General features: G+C 72.7%; 11 protein-coding genes. 7 read left to right on the top strand and 4 right to left on the bottom strand.

The features are described from left to right. Window positions 1-2 precede the first annotated feature (2 nt). The 5 genes from FB457_RS31890 to FB457_RS31870 all read left to right on the top strand — a co-directional run bounded on the left by FB457_RS31890 (window position 3) and on the right by FB457_RS31870 (window position 6,958). A complete protein-coding gene (locus tag FB457_RS31890) occupies window positions 3-1,106 on the top strand; it encodes an ABC transporter permease (protein ID WP_047019623.1) in 1,104 nt (367 codons plus the stop codon). Window positions 1,107-1,118: 12 nt separating this feature from the next. Next, on the top strand, window positions 1,119-2,237 hold the full coding sequence (locus FB457_RS31885) for an ABC transporter ATP-binding protein (RefSeq protein ID WP_145784108.1): 1,119 nt from the start codon (window positions 1,119-1,121) through the stop codon (window positions 2,235-2,237). Continuing rightward, entirely contained in the window at window positions 2,234-3,331 is a 1,098-nt protein-coding gene (locus FB457_RS31880; protein ID WP_047019625.1) for an ABC transporter ATP-binding protein, read from the top strand. The genes FB457_RS31885 and FB457_RS31880 overlap by 4 nt, the downstream gene beginning before the upstream one ends. After that, window positions 3,328-5,787, top strand: coding sequence for a glycoside hydrolase family 3 C-terminal domain-containing protein (locus tag FB457_RS31875; protein ID WP_145784106.1), 2,460 nt, complete (start codon window positions 3,328-3,330; stop codon window positions 5,785-5,787). The genes FB457_RS31880 and FB457_RS31875 overlap by 4 nt, the downstream gene beginning before the upstream one ends. A gap of 79 nt (window positions 5,788-5,866) precedes the next feature. Continuing rightward, window positions 5,867-6,958, top strand: a complete 1,092-nt coding sequence (locus tag FB457_RS31870) for a glycoside hydrolase family 5 protein (RefSeq protein ID WP_145784104.1) — start codon at window positions 5,867-5,869, stop codon at window positions 6,956-6,958. A gap of 195 nt (window positions 6,959-7,153) precedes the next feature. On the opposite strand, the gene FB457_RS31865 is transcribed toward FB457_RS31870, so the two are convergent. Continuing rightward, a complete protein-coding gene (locus FB457_RS31865) occupies window positions 7,154-8,329 on the bottom strand; it encodes a sulfatase-like hydrolase/transferase (RefSeq protein ID WP_186462076.1) in 1,176 nt (391 codons plus the stop codon). A gap of 182 nt (window positions 8,330-8,511) precedes the next feature. Beyond that, a complete protein-coding gene (locus FB457_RS31860) occupies window positions 8,512-8,898 on the bottom strand; it encodes a hypothetical protein (RefSeq protein ID WP_145784101.1) in 387 nt (128 codons plus the stop codon). A 194-nt stretch (window positions 8,899-9,092) separates the two neighbouring features. Between FB457_RS31860 and FB457_RS31855 the strand changes: the two genes are divergently transcribed. Next, window positions 9,093-9,602, top strand: a complete 510-nt coding sequence (locus FB457_RS31855; protein ID WP_047019630.1) for a SigE family RNA polymerase sigma factor — start codon at window positions 9,093-9,095, stop codon at window positions 9,600-9,602. A gap of 8 nt (window positions 9,603-9,610) precedes the next feature. After that, window positions 9,611-9,997 carry a hypothetical protein gene (locus tag FB457_RS31850; RefSeq protein ID WP_047019631.1) on the top strand — a complete coding sequence of 129 codons (387 nt, stop codon included), beginning with the start codon at window positions 9,611-9,613 and terminating at the stop codon, window positions 9,995-9,997. Between the two features lie 99 nt (window positions 9,998-10,096). Here FB457_RS31850 and FB457_RS31845 read toward each other — a convergent pair whose 3' ends face one another. Both FB457_RS31845 and FB457_RS31840 read right to left on the bottom strand, forming a co-directional pair. Continuing rightward, window positions 10,097-11,239 (bottom strand): glycoside hydrolase family 43 protein, encoded by a 1,143-nt coding sequence (locus FB457_RS31845; RefSeq protein WP_486589212.1) that lies wholly within the window; start codon window positions 11,237-11,239, stop codon window positions 10,097-10,099. 192 nt (window positions 11,240-11,431) lie between these two features. Beyond that, the gene (locus FB457_RS31840; RefSeq protein ID WP_145784099.1) at window positions 11,432-14,356 is read right to left on the bottom strand and encodes a polysaccharide lyase family 8 super-sandwich domain-containing protein; all 2,925 of its coding nucleotides are present in this window, start codon (window positions 14,354-14,356) and stop codon (window positions 11,432-11,434) included. Between the last annotated feature and the right edge of the window lie 39 nt (window positions 14,357-14,395).

Below are 14,395 nucleotides of genomic sequence, written 5' to 3'. Positions count from 1 at the left end.
CCATGCGCATACGCACCCGGCCCGCGCCGCCAGCAGCACCGGCAAGACACGGCGCCTCCCAATGGCGGCTCGTCTGGCGCCGGTTCCGCAGGCACAAGCTCGCCATGGCCGGCCTGATCGTCACGCTCGCCTTCTACTTCGTCGCGCTCTTCGCGGAGTTCCTGGCGCCCTACGGCACGGACTACCTCGACGACGACTACCCGTACGCCCCGCCCCAGACGGTCCGGTTCAGCGGCGGCCTGCACGTCGACGGCTACACGACGACCGTGGACGACGACACGTACGAGCAGACCTTCACCACCGACCCGTCTGCGGACGTCCCCATCGGCTTCTTCGTCAAGGGCGACGAATACCACCTCTTCGGCCTCATCCCCTGGGACCGCCACCTCATCGGCCCCGAGGAACCCGGCGCCGCGATGTTCCTGCTGGGGGCCGACCGCAACGGACACGACCTGCTCTCCGAACTCATCCACGGCACCCGGGTGTCGATGACCATCGGACTGGTGGGCGTCGTGGTGGCGTTCCTCCTCGGCGTGACGCTCGGCGGGATCTCCGGCTACCTGGGCGGCAGAACCGACACCGCGATCCAGCGGCTCGTCGAGTTCTTCATGTCCCTGCCCCACCTGCCCCTCTGGCTGGGCCTGGCGGCGGCCCTGCCACCCGACTGGGGGCCGCTGCGGCGGTACTTCGCCATCACGGTGGTGCTGGCCATGATCGGCTGGACCCATCTGGCCCGGGAGGTACGCGGCCGCTTCCTCGCCCTGCGCCAGGAGGAGTTCGTCACCGCGGCCCGCCTGGACGGCTGCACCCGCGGCCGGGTGATCTTCCGGCACCTGCTGCCGTCCACCAGCAGCCACCTCATCGCCCAGCTCTCGCTCTCCATCCCGGCGATGATCCTGGCCGAGACCGCGCTGAGCTTCCTCGGCCTGGGTCTCCAGGCACCCGTCGTGAGCTGGGGCGTGCTGCTGCAGGACGCGCAGAACATCCGCGTGCTCTCCTCCGCCCCGTGGCTGATGCTCCCCGGCCTCGCCGTCGTCACCGCGGTACTGGCCCTCAACTTCGCCGGCGACGGGTTGCGCGACGCCGCGGACCCCTACAGGAAGTGACGGAACGAGACGATGGCCCCTGAACCGGACCCCCCGTTGCTCGACATCATCGATCTGAAGACGCACTTCGACACCGAGGAGGGCACCGTCCGCGCCGTGGACGGGGTGAGCTTCACCGTCCCGCGCGGCAGGATCGTCTGCGTCGTGGGGGAGTCGGGCTGCGGCAAGAGCGTGACCGCGCGCTCCGTCCTCGGCCTGGTCGAGGAGCCGGGCCGGATCGTCGGCGGCTCGATCCGTTTCTACGCCCCGGCCGCCGCGGACGCCGGCGCTCCCGCGGACGGCGCCGCGGCCGAGGACACCGCGGACACTGCCCAGGCCCGGTCCCTCGACCTGGCCGCGCTCGACCCGCGGGGCGAGGAGATCCGCGCGGTCCGCGGCGGCCGGATCGCGATGGTCTTCCAGGAACCGATGGCCGCCCTCTCGCCCATGTACACCGTCGGCGACCAGCTCGTCGAGGCCATCCGGCTGCACCTGCCGCTGAGCCGGGAAGCGGCCCGCACGCGGGCCGTGCAACTGCTGGAGCGGGTGGGCATCCCCGGCGCCGAGCGGCGGATGGACGCGTACTCCTTCCAGCTCTCCGGCGGCATGTGCCAGCGCGTGATGATCGCCATCGCGCTCTCCTGCGACCCCGAACTGCTCATCGCCGACGAGCCGACCACCGCGCTGGACGTCACCACCCAGGCCCGGATCCTGGACCTGCTGACCGGGATCCAGGCGGACACCGGCATGTCGGTCCTCTTCATCACGCACGACCTCGGCGTGGTCGCCGAGATCGCGGACGAGGTGGTGGTGATGTATCTCGGCACGGTGGTCGAGCAGGGCCCCGTGGACGCCATCTTCCACGACCCCGCCCACCCCTACACCCGGGCCCTCCTCGGCTCCGTACCCCGCATGGGCGCCGGTGCCCGGCAGCGGCTCGCCTCCATCCGCGGGAACGTCCCGCACCCCTCCGAGCGCCCCGCAGGCTGCCCGTTCCACCCGCGCTGCGCCAGCGCGGTCGCCGGGGTCTGCGACACGGCGGAGCCGCCCGAGACGGCGCTCTCCGAGGACCGCAGGGTCCGCTGCGTGCTGCACGGAGACGCGCCGCCGGCCGTCCCCGCGGCGGCCACTTCCGAAGGAGCCACGGCATGACCGGCACCGCCCTCCCGGACGCCGCCGCGGCCGCACGCACGGCCCCGGCCCTCGAAGTCCGCGGCCTGCGCACGCACTTCCCCGTCAAGCGCGGCTTCCTCGGCCGCACCGTCGGCCACGTCCGCGCCGTCGACGGCGTCGACCTCTCCGTCCGGCCCGGTGAAACCCTCGGCCTGGTGGGGGAGTCGGGCTGCGGCAAGACCACCCTGGGCCGCAGCGTCGCCCGGATCCTCCGGCCCACCTCGGGCCGGATCTCCTACCGGCCGGAGGCAGGGGCGGAGCCGGTGGACGTCGCCGCCCTGTCCGGCCGCGGGCTGCGCGCGTACCAGCGGCAGGTCCGGGTCGTCTTCCAGGACCCGTTCTCCTCGCTCAACCCCCGGATGACGCTGCTGCAGATCGTCGGTGAGCCGCTGCGCTCGTACGGAATCGCCACCGGGGCGGAGCTGGAGGACCGGGTGGCGGCCATGCTCACCCGCGTCGGTCTTTCGCCGAAGTACCTGCACCGCTACCCGCACGCCTTCTCCGGCGGTGAGCGGCAGCGCGTCAGCATCGCCCGCGCGCTGATCGTGGACCCGAAACTGGTCGTCGCCGACGAGCCGGTCTCCGCGCTCGACGTGTCCGTCCGCGCCCAGATCCTGAACCTGCTCCGCGACCTCCAGGAGGAGTTCGCGCTCACCTACCTGTTCATCTCCCACGACCTGTCGGTCGTGGAGAGCGTCTGCGACCGCGTCGCCGTCATGTACCTCGGCAGGATCGTCGAACTGGCCGGGACCGACGAGCTGTACGCCCGCCCCCGCCACCCCTACACCGAGGCGCTGCTGTCCGCCGTGCCCCGCCCGGACCCGCGGCTGCGCGGCGGCGCCCGCCGCATCCGGCTCTCCGACGACCTGCCCGACCCGGCGCACCCGCCGGCCGGCTGCCCGTTCCGCACCCGCTGCCGCTTCGCCCGCCCCGGCCTCTGCGACGTACCGGAAAAGCCCCCCGCGCTGGTCCCCGCCACCGGCGGTACCGACCCGGGGCACCGGGTCGCCTGCCACCTCGCCGGCGAACTCACGCTGACCGGAGTCCACGAAACCCCTGGAGCGACCGCATGACCGACAGGACCGCCACGGAGCCCGCCACCGCAGCACTGCGGTCCCTCGTCGGCAAGCTCACCCTGGAGCAGAAGGTACGGCTCCTCACCGGCGCCGACAACTGGGCCCTGCACGCCGAACCCGCCGTCGGCCTGCGCCGGATCGTCCTGTCCGACGGACCCAGCGGGGTGCGCGGCGAGAGCTGGGACGGCCGCTTCACGGCCCTCAACCTGCCCTCCGCCACCGCACTGGCCGCCACCTGGGACCCCCGGATCGCCTACCGCTACGGCGCCGTCATCGCCTGCGAAGCCCGCCGCATGGGCGTCGACGTCGTCCTCGGCCCCACCATCAACCTGCACCGCAGCCCCCTGGGCGGCCGGCACTTCGAGGCGTACTCCGAGGACCCGCTGCTCACCTCCCGGCTCGCCGCCGCGTTCGTCCGCGGGGTGCAGGACGGCGGCGTCGGCGCCACACCCAAGCACTACGTCGCCAACGACGCGGAGACCGACCGCTTCACCGTCGACAACCGCATCGGCGCGCGCGCCCTGCGCGAGCTGTACCTCGCCGCCTTCGAGGACACCGTGACCGGCGAGCGGCCCTGGATGATGATGTCCGCCTACAACTCCGTCAACGGCACCACGATGAGCGAGCATCCGCTGCTCGCCGAGCCGCTCTGCGGGGAGTGGGGCTTCGACGGCGTCGTGGTCTCCGACTGGTGGGCCGTCCGCAGCACCGAGCCCGCGGCGCTGGCGCGCCAGGACCTGGTGATGCCGGGGCCGGAAGGCCCCTGGGGCGGCAAGCTGACCGCTGCCGTGCGGGACGGGCGGGTGCCGGAGGAGGCCGTCGACGAGAAGGTGCTGCGGATCCTTCGCCTCGCGGTCCGTGTGGGTGCGCTGGAGGGTTTCGCGCCGGCCGTCGCCGCACCGCCGGCCGGGGAGGACGGGCCCGCGCTCGCGCGGGAGGTGGCCGCCGCCGGCACCGTGCTCGTACGTAACAGCGGTGAGCTGCCCTGGTCGGCGGACGGCCTGCGCTCCGTCGCCGTCATCGGGCACCTCGGCTTCCTGCCCCGCACCCAGGGCGGCGGCAGCGCCACCGTCGAGCCCGCCCGGGCCGTCTCGCCGCTGGAGGGTCTACGGGCCGCGCTGCCCGCCACCCGCGTCGACTGGCACCTCGGCGCGCTCGCCCAGCGCGGCATCGCCCCCTTCGCGGGCAGCGACCTCACCGATCCGGTCAGCGGCCGGCCGGGCGTGCGCCTCGTGTGCCGAGGCGCCGACGGCACCGTGATCCTCGACGAGCACCGGCGCGACGCCAACCTGGCCCGCCTGGGCTCGGCCAGGCTGGCCCACACCGCGACCGTGGAGGTCACCACGCGCTATCTGCCCGCGCGCTCCGGTCCGGTACGGATCGGTGTCGCGGGCGCCGGAACCCTCCGGCTGCTCGTCGACGGCACCGAACTCCTGCGGGAAGAACTCGTCCACACCGGCGAGGAGTTCGGCGGCGGGCTCGTCTCCCCGCCGCACGCGAGCGCGCCCGTCGAACTCGACGCCGGCCGGCCGGTGGACATCGCCGTCCGCCTCGACCTGCCGCCGCGGCGGGGCCCGGACTCCGGCGTCACCCTCGTCGCCGGGCTCGACCTGGACACCGGCGCACCCGACGCCGAGATCGCCGCGGCGGCCGCGGCGGCACGCGACGCCGACGCCGCGCTCGTCGTCGTCGGCACCGGTCCCGAGGTGGAGAGCGAGGGCTTCGACCGCACCACCCTCGCCCTCCCCGGCCGGCAGGACGACCTGGTCCGCGCGGTCGCCGCGGCCAATCCCCGCACGGTGGTCGCCGTGAACGCGGGCGCGCCGGTGCTGCTGCCGTGGCGGGACGACGTCGCCGCCGTGCTGCTCACCTGGTTCGGCGGCCAGGAGTTCGGGCACGCGCTCGCCGACGTGCTGCTCGGCACGGTGGAGCCCGGCGGCCGGCTGCCCACGACCTGGCCGGTGGACGAGGCGGACGTACCCGTGCTGTCCACCACGCCGGCGGCGGGACGGCTGCCGTACGACGAGGGCATCCGGATCGGCTACCGCGCCTGGCTGGAGTCCGGCACCGAGCCCGCGTACCCGTTCGGACACGGCCTCGGATACACCACCTGGGCCCCGCCGGCGGCCGGGATCCCCGGCGAACTCGCCGCCGGTGACGATCTGCTGCTCACCGTCGCCCTGCGCAACACCGGAGAGCGCCGCGGCAAGCAGGTGGTCCAGGCGTACCTGTCCCGCCCCGCCGGCGCCGTCGACCGGCCGGTGCGCTGGCTGGCCGGCCACGCGACCGTGACCGCGGGCCCGGGGCAGACCGCCACCGCCGACCTGCGGATCCCGGCCCGCGCGTTCCAGCACTGGGACGGCGCCTGGCGCACCGAACCGGGCGACTTCCAGGTGCACCTCGGCTTCAGCTCGGCGGATCTCGCGGTCACCGGCACCGTACGGATCCACTGAGACCACCCCGCACCGGAGAGGAGGACCGCAACCGCATCGGCACCACCCCCCACCGAACCTTCGTTCCCAGGAGAGCCGCATGCACAGAAAAGCACGAAAGCTCCTGCTCGCCTTCCTCGCCGCGGTGGCGGTGCTCGTCACCGTCATCGCCCCGGGACAGGCCACCGCCGGACCGGCGCCCGAAGGCGCCGCGCCCGCGGACGCCGCACCCGAGGCGGCCGTGCCGTGGCTGAAGACCGAGGGCAACCGCATCAAGGACGCGGCGGGCAACCCCGTCACGCTCCGCGGCGTATCGATGATCGGGCCGCGCCACAACAACGAGTGCAGCTCATGCAACCCCAAGCCGATGGCGGAGCTCATCAACCGGGCCACCGACCCCGCCCTGGGCTGGCACTCTAAGGTGATCCGGCTGCCCGTCACCGAATGGGCGCCCGACGACTCGCTCAGCCTGGAGGAGAACTTCCGCCAGCACATCGACCCGTACGTCCAGCAGGCCGTCGCCCGCGGTGTCTACATCATCGTGGACCTGCACAAGGTGCAGGACTACGGCGGCACGAGCGGGATGCCGCAACAGCGCGTCCTCGACTTCTGGTCGTACGTCGCACCGAAGTACAAGGACATCCCGAACGTCATCTTCGAGGTCTACAACGAGCCCATCAACCCCGACTCCTGGGCGACCTGGAAGAGCTACATCCAGCCCGTCGTGAACAGGGTCCGCGCCGCCGCCCCGAAGAACCTCATCCTCATGGGCGGCCCGCAGTGGAGCACCCGCGTCAACCAGGCCGCCGCCGACCCCGTCAGCGGCGGGAACATCGCGTACGTCTACCACCTCTACCCCAACCAGGGCGCGGCGACCGCCGCCAACCTCGACGCGAAGTTCGGCAACGCCGCGAAGAAGATCCCGGTGATCCTCACCGAGTTCGGCTGGAACCCGGAAGGCCCCTGGTCCGACCCGGTCACCAAGGGCACCACCTCGGGCTGGGGCACGCCGCTGCGCCAGTACCTGGACGCACGCCCGGAGATCAGCTGGGTGGCGTGGGCGTACAGCAACTACTGGAAGCCCATGATGTACGACCACGACTGGAACCTGCTCGGCGGTGAGCACCAGGGCCAGTTCATCAAGAAGTGGCTGGCCGAAAAGAAGACCGCCAACCAGCCTGCACACGGCTGACCCGGCACACCGGCTCCGCCGCCCCCCGCGGCGGAGCCCGCCCGCGGGGGGACCGCTGTTACGGTCGAGTCGCCGCGAAGCGAAGCCCGGGGCCCTCGGGGATACAGCCGGCCCGCAGGCTTCGGCTCCCGTCTTCTCCGCCGCCAGGTCCGGCGTCAGCTCCGCCGGCTTTCGCTGTCCCGCCCGGCTCCCCGGTCAGGTGGTGAAGCGGTACGTGCCCGCCGTCGCGCGGTAGACGGCGTAGCGCTCGCCGCCCGGGTGGTCTCGTGCCGCAGGAAGCGGACTTCGAAGGGAGCGGATCGCGGTGCCGCGGACCGGTATGCAGACCTCCGCGGTGGTGTGGTAAGGCACGGTGACCTCCATGCCGGTACGCCCGTCCGCCTGCCGGCGCCACGGCGAAGCCACCGTGCCGCGGACCGTCTCCAGGCGGGCCGCCACGTCTCGCGCGACGACAGCCCGTTGGTGTGGTCGGGGAAGAGCACGGTCGCGAGGTTCACGCGCGGCGCGTAGCAGCCGGTCCAGCAGCGAGGCGCGGGACGGGGTGCAGGTGGGAGCGCCCGCGTAGAAGTCGGCGAGACGCATACCGCGGCGCGCCATGCCGTCGATGACGGGCGTTGTCACCAGTGGTGAGCCGTGGCAACCGGGGTCGCCGTAGCCGAGATCGTCGCAGTAGACGATCACCAGCGTCCGGCGCGTCAGTCTCCTGCGGTCGAGGTGGCGCAGGAGCACGCCGAGGTAGTGGTCGAGCTGCTCGACCAGGTCGCCGTAGGCGCCGGCGGCCGACGCGCCGTGGAAGCGGGGCTCGACCCGGTAGGGGGCGTGCGGTCCGAGGTGGGAGAGGACGGCGAGGAACGGGCCGTCGCGGTGGTCCTCGACGAAGTCGAGGGCGGCGTCGGTGAGGCGGCGCGCGGCCGTCGCCGGGTCGGCGTCGTCCACGACGGCCTTCCGGCCCTCGTACCGGGCCAGCGGCATGACGTCGGTGCCATACAGGGTGCCCTCGAAGCGGCCGAAGCCGTGATCGAGCGGGTGCCGGCCCGGCCCCGCGCCGAGCCGCCCCTGACCGAACAGCCCGGTGGCGTAGCCCGCGCTCCCGAGCAGCTTCGCGACGGTGACCGCGTCCGGCGGCAGGCCGGCGTCGGTGCCGGGGGCGGTGGAGGCGGGCAGGCCGTAACGCGCCCCGTAGCGCCCGGTGAGCAGGCCGGCGCGGGACGGCGTGCCGGTCGGGGCGGCGGCGTACATCGCCTCGCAGACGACGCCGTCGGCCGCAAGCCGGGTCATCGCGAGCGTACGGACGAGGCGTGAGCCGGAAGGGCCGAGATCACCGATGCCCAGGTCGTCCGCCAGAACCACGACAACGTTCGGTGGCATCATGCCCCCGCCTCTTTCCCATGGCAGGAACATGTCGACCATAGAAGCCCTCTGTCAGGCAGCCGCCTTTGGCGACGGGAGGGCGGACCTTCTCCACTGTGAGGCGAAAGTGGTCCCGCTTCAGCGTCCCCGGTGCCCGGTGCCGTCCGGTCACCGGGGACGCGGCGGTCACCGCAGGGCCGGCTCTACCACTGAGGGGAAGGTTCGCCGGGCGCGAGCGGTGTGGGGGTGCCGGTCTCCTCGGGGACGGGGGTCGGCTCTCCCGGCTCCTCGCCCGGCGTGCCGGGCACCGAGGGAACGGGGGTCGGCTCTTCCTGCGGCTCGCTCGGAGTGCCAGGCGCCGAGGGGACGGCGGTCGGCTCGCTGGGCGGGCCGGACTCCGAGGGGACGGGAGTCGGCTCGCCGGGCACCTCGCTCGGAGTGGCGGACTCCTGCGGGCCGGAGCCGCCTGCCGGCTTCTCGGCGCCGGTGGTGGCGTGGGCGAGGGCGCCCAGGCCGCCGACGGTCAGGACGCCCGCGGCGGTGGCAGCGAGGATCAGGCGGCGCGGACGCCTGCGGTGAGGGGTCGTCAAGGTGACTCCTGATGCGTGGTGGTGGACCGGCCCCGGCGGTCGCCGGGGCCCCTGCATGAGAGGAGTACGGACCCGGGGATGCCCCGGGTTGCATCGCCTGTCCACGGGAATTTCCGCCCGGCTGCGTGCAACCTCCCGCCGCCCGCTCACGTAGAGACTGTGAGAAGCGGTGTGTGAGCCGAAGGGCTGGGTGGGTGAGGGAAGCGGTACGGGAGCGGGAGTTCCGGGAGTTCGCCGAGGCGCGGCAGGCGGACCTCAGACGCAGCGCGTACCTGCTCTGCGGTGACTGGCACCAGGCCCAGGACCTGACCCAGACCACGCTGATGAAGCTCTACGCGGCCTGGGGGCGGGTCCGCCGGGACGGCAATGTGGACGCGTACGCCCGTACCATCCTCACCCGCGTCTTCATCGACCAGCTCCGCCGCCGCACCTGGCGCGAGGAACTCGTGGAGGAGGTGCCCGAGGCGCAGCCGGCGCCCCCGGCCACCCGGGAACTGCGGCTGGTGATGCAATCCGCTTTGAGGGAACTGCCGCCCAGGTACCGGGCGGTGCTGGTGCTGCGGTTCTGGGAGGACTGGAGTGTGGAGCAGACCGCGGAGGCGCTCCGGGTGAGCCCGGGAACGGTCAAGAGCCAGAGCGCGCGGGGACTGCGCCGGCTGCGTCAGCTCCTCGGAACGCTCGCCCAGGAGGTGAACGGAAGGTGAGGCGGGAGATGGACGAGTACGAGTCCGCCGACCTGCACCGCGCCTTCGCGGCGATGGCGGACGATCCCACGGCGCCGCCGATGCCCAGCGTCACCGACGCGGCCGTCGACGGCGGACGCCGTATCCGCCGCCGCCGCGCAAGCGCAGCCGCCGGCAGCGCGCTGGCGGTCGTCGCCCTTGCCGTCGGCCTCGCGGCGGGCCTGCCCGGTCCGGGTGCCGAGGACCGTTCCAGGCCCGCCACCCCGCCGCCCAGTGGTCCACCGGCGTCGCCAGCGCCGTCCACGCCTCCGTCGGAGGTCCCCAGCGGGGTTCCCACACCGACGCGGAACGACGACGGCGCCGGTGCACCGGGAGTGCCGTCCACCGGGATTCCCCCGTCCACCGACTCCCGGTAGCAGGGCGGTGCGCCCGGGCCACGGCACGAGGCTCCGTCCCGCGTCCCCGCCACGTGCGCGGTCGCACACCGGGGCAGGGCGGCAGAGCCGCCGCACCGCCTACTCGAAGAACTTCAGGCTGTAGCCCACGTTGGTGGTGCTTCCGGGGACGTTGGCGCGCCGGTACGTGGTGTTGCTCCACCAGACCGCCGTCCCGGAGTACCAGAAGCGGTTGGACCACGTGTACGGGGTGCCCTTGGCCACCGCGTGGAACATCGTGGGGAAGCGGTTGCCGGATGGCGGGCCGGCGTTCACGTCGCCCTGCGGAAGGATGAACGTGTGGTGGCCGGGACCGTTGACGTTCACCGTCGGTGTCCAGCCGGACATCATGGACGGGGCGTGCGAGCCGAAGAGGCAGCCGTTGCTCTTGTACCAGTCCCAGACGTAGGTGGGATCGCCGCCGGCCCTCAGCCGCAGGTCGGCGATGCAGTACTTGTCGCTCCAACTGCCGTTCGCGGAGTAGACGACGTGCAACTGGCCATCGGGATCGACGATCGGCTGGGGCGCTTCGTTGATGTACGGGTTGCCCACGACGCGCTCCCACGGCTCACGCGGCTGCGAGATGATGTAGCGCCCGCCGGTGGACGCCGTGGGGCTGCTCATCCGGGCGACGTAGAGGTTCTGTTCGACGTTGGTGTCGCCGGCCCAGCCCGACCACACGAACCAGCGCTGCCCGCCGAACGTGAAGGGCACCCCGTCGATGGCCCACTTGTCGCCGGGCAGGGCGACCTTCACGGCCGCGGAGTATCCGGACGTCGGGTTCGGGGAGCCGATGTGGTACATCCGGTGGGCCGCGCCGCGGCCGGCGGCGAAGTAGATGCGGTACTGGCCGTCGTGGTGGACGATCTCCGGCGCCCAGACCTCGCCCAGATTCGCGGTGTCCTGCCACACCTGATGCTTGGGGGCGGTGGCCACGGCCTCCGGCGTCGACGCCGTCCGCACCGCGATGCCGCCGTCCACCGATTTGGCGGAGACGTAGAGGCTGCCCACCCTGATGACGCTAGGGTCGGCGCCGCCGACCAGGGCACGGCCGAGCGTGGAGGGCGGATCCGCCTTCGCCGCCGTCACTGCTGCCGCCTCCCCCTGGGCCGCCGGGCCGGCGGGTCCGTCGCCGGGCCGGGTGGCGGTGGCGGTCTGTCCGAGGGCGAGTACGCCGATCAGCCCTAACGGGACGGCACCGGCGAGCCAACGGGAAGGGCGCATCACGTCTCCTTCTGGCGTGTACATGACTGAGAGCGCTCTCAACTGTCACAGCGGCGGGGAACCCTGTCAAGGAACGGAGCCGCGGCACTGCGAGCAGGCGCGGTGCGCAGGGTGGAACGGCGCCACCCCGTCGCGGCGTGTCCGCGCAGGGTGGCGCTCGCTCCCACCCGGAGCCGGCGCGGGGATGCCGGGCTAACGTCCGTACACCTCGAACGAGAACAGCGAGTACCCGTACTGGGTGTTGCGCTGCGTCCCGTACATGCGGACGTATCGCGCATCGGCGGAGACGGGGATCGTCTCCACCCCGCCCGGTCCGCTGGTCGTGGAGTGGACGTCGGTCCAGTCGCCGCCGTCGTCCGAGACCTGGAGCCGGTAGCTCTTGGCGCTGGCCGTCTCCCAGTGGAGTTTCACGGTGCCGATGGCCGTCGTGGACCCCAGGTCGACGCTCAGCCACTGCGGGTCCGAGTAGTCGGATCCCCAGCGGGTGGTGTCCTGCCCGTCCGTGGCGTTGGCCGGGGCCAGTTCGGCGACGCGGGTGGAGGAGGCGGTGGCGGGCTTGCCGCGTGCCAGGTCCACAGCCGCGTGGACCTCCAGGCCCCGCAGCGAGAAGCCCCGCCTGGTGTGCCGCTTGGTGAGGTTCAGGCGGACGAACCGCACCGGCTGGGGGGTGATGGCCAGGGTCCGGGTGCCGCCCGTACCCGAGGTGGTCGAGTGGACGGTCCGCCAGCTTTCCCCGTCGGGGGAGACCTCGACGGCGTACGCCTGCGCAAAGGCCGTGTCCCAGTGCAGCGCCACCGCGTCGGCCATCTGCGGCGTCAGCAGGTCGACCATCGCCCATTCGTCGTCCGAAGGCGCCGAGCCCCAGCGGGTGCGGGGGTTGCCGTCGGTGAGGAAGTGGGCCCCGACGGAGGTGTCCTGTTCGGAGGAGGTGAGCACCGGGCGGCGCAGGGCGACGTCGTTCGCCGTTGCGCCGAGGGTGACTCCCGCTCCCTGGCGGTCGCCGTCGGGGAGGGTGGCGGTTCCGCGGGTGACCTCTCCGAACCGGGTGAGGGTGACGGCGACGGTGACGCCGGGTGCCTGCGGGGCGGAGACGGTGATGACGGGCGCGCCGGTTCCCGACTCGTCGAGGATGACCATGCAGGGCACGTCGACGGCGAGGGTCACCCCCTTGCGGATCTCTGCGGTGCCGGGGGAGTAGAAGAGGAGCTGGGAGATGCCCAGACCGTCGTGGCGTACGCCTTGCAGGGACGTGGTGTTGGCGAGCACCCGCACGGGCAGGTGGTGCGCGTATGCCACGGCCTGGCCCTGGTTGACGCCGGGCCGGACGACGTAGGCGTATGTCGCGCCGCTCGGCTCCGTGCCGTGGTCGAGCCAGAGGCCGAACACGTTCTCGGTGACGGGGGCGGGGTCCTGGCCGGTGGCGATGTCGGCCCAGGACCCGGTGACGGTCTCGTTCCTGACGGTCATGGCGACCGGCTCGAAGAAGGCGTATCCGGTGCCGTCGTGGTAGGCCCACGTTCCGGTACGGGTGCGGGTGGCCCCCGGCTCGACGGTGGTTCCGGCGGCGACGACGCTGCCCACCCGGCGTGCCTGGTTGAGCGTGGTCACGACGGGGTTCGGGTCGGTGGAGGTGATGCCCGCGCCGAGTGCGACGAACTCGTCGTCGAAGCAGAAGTAGCCCTTCCGGGCGGTGGTGCCGTACTTCTCCATGTCCAGGGCCGCGGCGCCGTAGAGCCCGTTGTCCACGCCGCCGACGAAGGTGGTCGACTGCCGGTAGGGGTTGCTCGCGTCCAGGGGGACCACGACCGCGGGGTTGGTGCATCCGGGCAGGCGGGACCAGTCCCACACGGGGAACAGGTTGCGGTACTCGTCTCCCCTGCGGGCGATGAACGTGGTGCCGAAGGGGACCCAGTACAGGTAGTTCAGTCTTCGGGGGTTGGAGGAGCGCCACTCGGAGCCGATGGTGCGCGCGGAGACCATCTTGACGGTCACGCCCCAGTCGGGGCGCTTGTGGGCGGCGAAGTCCGAGCGCCAGAAGTACTTGTGGCCCCTCAGCCCGGTGTCGCTGCTCTGGAGGGCGATGTTGCGCCGCAGCCGGGCGAAGTGGCCGGCCTGTCCCGGCAGTACGTCGTCCATCCGCCGGAGGGCTTCGAGGGTGCGCTCGGCGTTGCTGCGGTACCGCGGGGCGGGGTTGAGGAAGACGTTGAACTCGGCGTGGTCCCCGTTGATCATCCAGCGGGTGCCGTCCAGGACCCAGCTCGCGTAGTCGTAGACCGACGCGGGTGAGAAGGCGTAGGAGGTGCGTCGCAGGACGTACAGCCACTGCGCGACGTCGGTGAGCATGCTGCGGCCGTACCCGGCCGAGTAGAGCTGGTCTCCGTGCTGGTGGTAGCTGAGGTCGCTCTGGATGCCGTCGCCCGTGTTGAGGAGGATCGCGCGGGCCATGGCGTCGCGGCCGGAGGCGACGAGGGCGGGGTCAGGCGTGAGCAGACCGCGGAAGATGACGTTCTGCGCGTACCAGACGGCGTTCTGGCCGGTGCCCGACGAACTGCTCTGCAGGACGCCGACGATGTCCGCCGTGCGGGCGGCGTCGAGCTGTCCGTGCAGGAGCAGGCCGATACGCCCCAGGCGGAGCTGGATGCCGATGCCCCGCTCCCACCAGTTGACGTTGGTCGGCTTGACCTGGAACCAGTGCTCGACGCCCTTCGCCACGCCGGCCAGCAGCGCGGGGTCGCGGTGGCGCGGCCCGGCCGGGTTGGCGTACGCGGCGGCCATGGCCTGCATCCGGTCCAGCGCCCGGTACGGCGACCACGCCGCCCCGTTGGCGGCGCTGTTGGTGGCGGAGTAGTCCACGTCGCTCCACGAGCCGTCGGCCCGCTGGGCGGACAGGTACTCCATGGCCTGGCTCTGGTACGTCCATTCCACCCGGGCGGTGGTGCCGTCGTCGAGCCAGTCGTGTGCGAGGTAGATACCGAGCAGGGTCGAGCGGATGTCAGCGAGGTCGCCGGTGGTGCCGGCGAACGCCGGCGGTACGCGGCCCAGCGGGCCGCCGGCCGTGATCAGCGCGGCGAGCGCCGCGCTGGAGGAACCCAGAAAGACTCGGCGTGAAACGGTCACGACGAGACTCCTCTCTGCGAGGTGGGGGCGGGACGGGGG

The organism is Streptomyces sp. CNZ287 (assembly GCF_007827615.1).
Note: the sequence above shows the minus strand (reverse complement) of the source record. Positions and strands in the feature narration are given on the sequence as shown.

Coding starts and splice junctions, on each gene's coding strand:
- FB457_RS31890 (WP_047019623.1), top strand. CDS start 3: ATGCGCATACGCACCCGGCCCGCGCCGCCAGCAGCACCGGCAAGACAC.
- FB457_RS31885 (WP_145784108.1), top strand. CDS start 1,119: ATGGCCCCTGAACCGGACCCCCCGTTGCTCGACATCATCGATCTGAAG.
- FB457_RS31880 (WP_047019625.1), top strand. CDS start 2,234: ATGACCGGCACCGCCCTCCCGGACGCCGCCGCGGCCGCACGCACGGCC.
- FB457_RS31875 (WP_145784106.1), top strand. CDS start 3,328: ATGACCGACAGGACCGCCACGGAGCCCGCCACCGCAGCACTGCGGTCC.
- FB457_RS31870 (WP_145784104.1), top strand. CDS start 5,867: ATGCACAGAAAAGCACGAAAGCTCCTGCTCGCCTTCCTCGCCGCGGTG.
- FB457_RS31865 (WP_186462076.1), bottom strand. CDS start 8,329: ATGATGCCACCGAACGTTGTCGTGGTTCTGGCGGACGACCTGGGCATC.
- FB457_RS31850 (WP_047019631.1), top strand. CDS start 9,611: ATGGACGAGTACGAGTCCGCCGACCTGCACCGCGCCTTCGCGGCGATG.
- FB457_RS31845 (WP_486589212.1), bottom strand. CDS start 11,239: ATGCGCCCTTCCCGTTGGCTCGCCGGTGCCGTCCCGTTAGGGCTGATC.